Here is a 3,661-nt window from a genome sequence, read left to right on the forward strand (position 1 = left end):
GCCGCCTGCCAGGCCGCCTCGGCCTCCGCGCGCCGGGCCACGGCCTCCGCCGCCACCTGGTCGGCCTCCCGCTCGGCCTCGTCCAGCCGCTTCAGCAGGGAGCTGAGCCACTCCGCGTCGCCACCGCCCTCCGGCGGCTCCTCCAGCGCCACCTCGGCCACCCGCTGCACCAGGTCGCGGTGCTCGAGGGCGAGCTGGTCGACCTCGCGCTTGCGCTCCCGGCGGCGCTCGCGGAACCACCGCTCCACGTCGAGGAAGCGCTCCGTGCCGAACAGCTTCTCCAGCAGCTTCTCCCGCTCGGCCGTCTCCGCCCGCAGGAACCGCGCGAACTCGCCCTGCGGCAGCAGCACCACCTGGAAGAACTGCTCCGCCGTCATGCCGAGCAGGTCGTCGACCTCGCGGGCCACCTCGTCGATGCGGGTGTGCCCCTCGCCCTCCCAGCCGCTGATCCACGTCAGCGACACCTGAGACTGCTGCCGCGTCACGCCGTCGCCGCGCTTCTTCGGCCGGTCGTACTCGGGCGACCGCTTCACCCGCAGCCGCCGGCCGCGCACGGTCAGCTCCAGCTCCACGAACGTCGGCGTGTCCCGGTGGGCGTAGTCGCAGCGCAGCCGCTTCACGTCGCCGCGCGCGCCCGGCACCTTCCCGAACAGCGCGAACGCCACCGCGTCCAGCAACGTGGTCTTGCCCGCGCCGGTGTCGCCGTGCAGCAGGAACAGCCCGTCCGCGCCGAGCCGGTCGAAGTCGACCCGCTCCACCCCCGCGTACGGGCCGAAACCGCTCACCACCAGCTCGTGCAGCTTCACGCCGTCTCCTCCCGGGCCGCCGCCGCGAACGCCTCGCGCAGCAGGCCCAGCTCCCGCTCGCCGGGCCGCTCGCCGCGCACGTCCTCCAGGAAGCAGCAGGCGACCTCCTCGTCGGTGTGGCCGCGGACCCGTTCGGCGAACCGCAGCTCACCGGTCCGCCCGCCCTCCGGCCGCCACTCCACGTGCACCGCGTGCGCGAACCGCGACTGGAGGCGGCGCAGCGCGTCCAACGGCCGCACGCGGTCGGTCAGCGTCACCGACAGGAAGTGGTCGGCGACGTCCTCGTGCTCCGGCGCGACGAGCAGGTCCTCCAGCTCGCCGCTCAACGTCGACAACGCCCGCGGCACGGGCAGCGCCCGCTTCTCCACCCCGGCGAGCCCTTCCGGGCCCAGCTCGGCCAGCCACACCTGCTTGTGGTGCCTGGCCTCGGAGAACGAGTACGCCACCGGGCTGCCCGAGTAGCGCAGGTGCTCGGCCAGCGTCTGCTGCCCGTGCAGGTGGCCCAGCGCCGCGTAGTCGACCCCGGAGAACACCCCGCCCGGCACGTCCTGCACGCCGCCGACCGCGATCGTCCGCTCCGACTCGCACGGCTCGCCGCCCGTCACGAACGCGTGCGCCAGCACCACCGACCGGGCGCCGCGCCGTCCCGCCAGGTCCTCCTTGACGCGCCGCATCGCCTCCGCGAGCACGCCGGCGTGGCCCTTCGCGTCCGGCACGCCCAATGCCTGCCGCGCCGTCTCCGGCTCCAGGAACGGGATGCCGTACACCGCGACCGGGCCGTGCTCGTCGGCCAGCAGCACCGGCTCGGCCAGGTCCGCGATCCGCGTCCGCAGGTGCAGGCCGCCCGCCTCGGTGAACGCGCCGAGGAACCCTAGCCGCGCCGCCGAGTCGTGGTTGCCGGGCGTGACGACGATCTGCGCGCCCGCCGCCCGCACCCGCTTCAGCACCCGCGCGCACACCGCGACGGCTTCCGCGTTCGGCACCGCCCGGTCGAACAGGTCGCCGGACACCACGACCGCGTCGACCCGCTCGTCCGCCACGGTGTCGGCCAGGCCGCTGAGCACCGATTCCTGTTCCCGCAGCAGGTCACGGCCGTGGAAGGTGCGCCCCACGTGCCAGTCGGACGTGTGCAGGATCTTCACGCCGGCCACGCTAGGGGCGGTCGCGCCCGAACCCCGGAACCCCGCTCGGCGTGTCGCTCGAACGTGTGGTCGGACACGGGTGCGCGATGATCGTGGGATGACGGCGGTCCTCAGCACGGCGGCGGTGGTCGTGGCGCTCCTGCTCGCGGGTGCGCTCGTGTTCCTGTGGCGGCTCTACCAGGACAGCGTGCGGCGCACCGACGCCGCGCTGGCCGCGGTGCGGGCGGAACGGGAACGCGGCGACGCGCAGTGGGCGGCGCTGCAGCGGTACGAGGTGGCGTTCTCCTCGGTGAGCGGCCGGGGCGAGCTGGGCGAGAAGGTGCTGGTGGAGACGGCGCGGGCGCTGGGCCTGCGCGAGGGAATCCACTTCAGCCTGCAGGTCGACGTCGCCGGCGGCGGTTCCGTGCGGCCCGACCTGGTGCTCAACGTCGGCGGCGGCCGGCAGGTGCCCGTGGACGCGAAGATGAGCATGGCCACGTGGGCGGAGGCGGTGGAGACCGACGACGCGTCGGAGCGCGCCGACGCGTTGCGCGTGCACGTCCGGAACATCCGCGCGCGTGCCGCCGAGCTGGCCGGCAAGGGCTACCAGCGGTGGGCGGACGCGATCTACGGCACCGTCATGTTCGTGCCGAACGACGGCGCGGTCGTGGCGGCGCTGGACACCGATCCCGAGCTGCTGCGGTGGCTGCTCGACCGGCGGGTGTTCCTGTGCGGGCCGACCGGGTTCGCGGTGATCGCGTCGGCGGCGATGTTCGCGGTGACGGACCGGGCGCTGGCCGACGACGTCGAGCAGGTCAGGGCGGCGGCGGGACGTGCCCACCGGGCCGCGGACGGCGCGATCGACGCGGTGAACCTGTCCAGCACGCACCTCCAGCGGTTCCTGTCGGCGCGGCGGCGCGAGCTGGACGCGTTGGAGGGATTCCGGGCGGCGGTCGAGCCGCTGAGCAACGCGTCGTCCGACGTCACGCCCCTGCCGCTGGTCCGGCGGACGGACGAGGCCGGCATCGGTGCACCCTTGGACGCCCGCGAGGCGTAATAGAGTGTGTCGGAACCAGGCCGAACGAGGAGTGTGCGGTGACCGCTGCAACGCGTGACGACTCGCGCAGCGAGCCGGAGGACGACGAGGTCTCCGCCGTCCGCTGGAACGACCGCGCCATGTTCGGCAGCTTCCGGGGGCTGCCGTGGTGGGCCGCGGTGCTCATCGCGTTCGTGGTGGCCATCATCGGCACGTACGTCGACGTCGGGTCGGCCGCGCAGACCGTGGGCTGGGTGTTCGCCGTCACGTTCTTCCTCGGGTGCGTCGGCGCGGTCGTGTTCGTCGAGCGGCGGTCGATGTTCGGCCCGATCGTCCAGCCGCCGCTGATCCTGGCCATCGTCGTGCCGCTGCTGGTCGTGTTCACGCAGGGCCTGCCCAGCGGGGGGCTCGCGTCGGCCGGTCTCCAGCTCGGCAAGCCGCTGATCGACGGGTTCCCCGCGATGGCGGTGACGACGGCCGTCACGGTGATCCTCGGCATCGTCCGGGTGATGACCCAGCAGGACCCGAACCGGCTGACGAAGGACGAGAAGCGCGAGGCGAAGCGCGCACCGGACCGCCCCCGCCCGGACCGCGACAAGCCGAACCCCGAGGACCGCCCGAAGCGCCCCCGCGCGGACCGCTCCGACCGTGCCGACCGCGCCGAGCCGACCCCGGACCGCCGCCGCTCGACGGCCCCG

4 protein-coding genes are annotated in these 3,661 nt (G+C 74.3%); 2 read left to right on the top strand and 2 right to left on the bottom strand.

The window, feature by feature from the left end; all coding sequences use genetic code 11:
* Positions 1-806, bottom strand: an 806-nt coding sequence (locus tag ACFQ3T_RS35145; protein ID WP_380730213.1) for an AAA family ATPase, incomplete at its 3' end; no start/stop codon positions are given.
* Positions 803-1,948, bottom strand: a complete 1,146-nt coding sequence (locus ACFQ3T_RS35150) for an exonuclease SbcCD subunit D (protein ID WP_380730215.1) — start codon at positions 1,946-1,948, stop codon at positions 803-805. The genes ACFQ3T_RS35150 and ACFQ3T_RS35145, both read right to left, overlap by 4 nt.
* Positions 1,949-2,045: 97 nt before the next feature.
* Here ACFQ3T_RS35150 and ACFQ3T_RS35155 point away from each other — a divergent pair, with 97 nt between their 5' ends.
* Positions 2,046-2,984, top strand: a complete 939-nt coding sequence (locus tag ACFQ3T_RS35155) for a DNA recombination protein RmuC (RefSeq protein ID WP_380730217.1) — start codon at positions 2,046-2,048, stop codon at positions 2,982-2,984.
* A gap of 38 nt (positions 2,985-3,022) precedes the next feature.
* On the top strand, positions 3,023-3,661 hold a 639-nt coding region (locus ACFQ3T_RS35160; protein WP_380730219.1), incomplete at its 3' end, for a DUF6542 domain-containing protein.

The sequence above is a fragment of the Saccharothrix hoggarensis genome (assembly GCF_042678885.1).
Lineage (GTDB): Bacteria > Actinomycetota > Actinomycetes > Mycobacteriales > Pseudonocardiaceae > Actinosynnema > Actinosynnema hoggarensis.

What these genes read in the sequence shown, in the direction of transcription:
- ACFQ3T_RS35155 (WP_380730217.1), top strand. Translation starts at nt 2,046, where the DNA reads ATGACGGCGGTCCTCAGCACGGCGGCGGTGGTCGTGGCGCTCCTGCTC.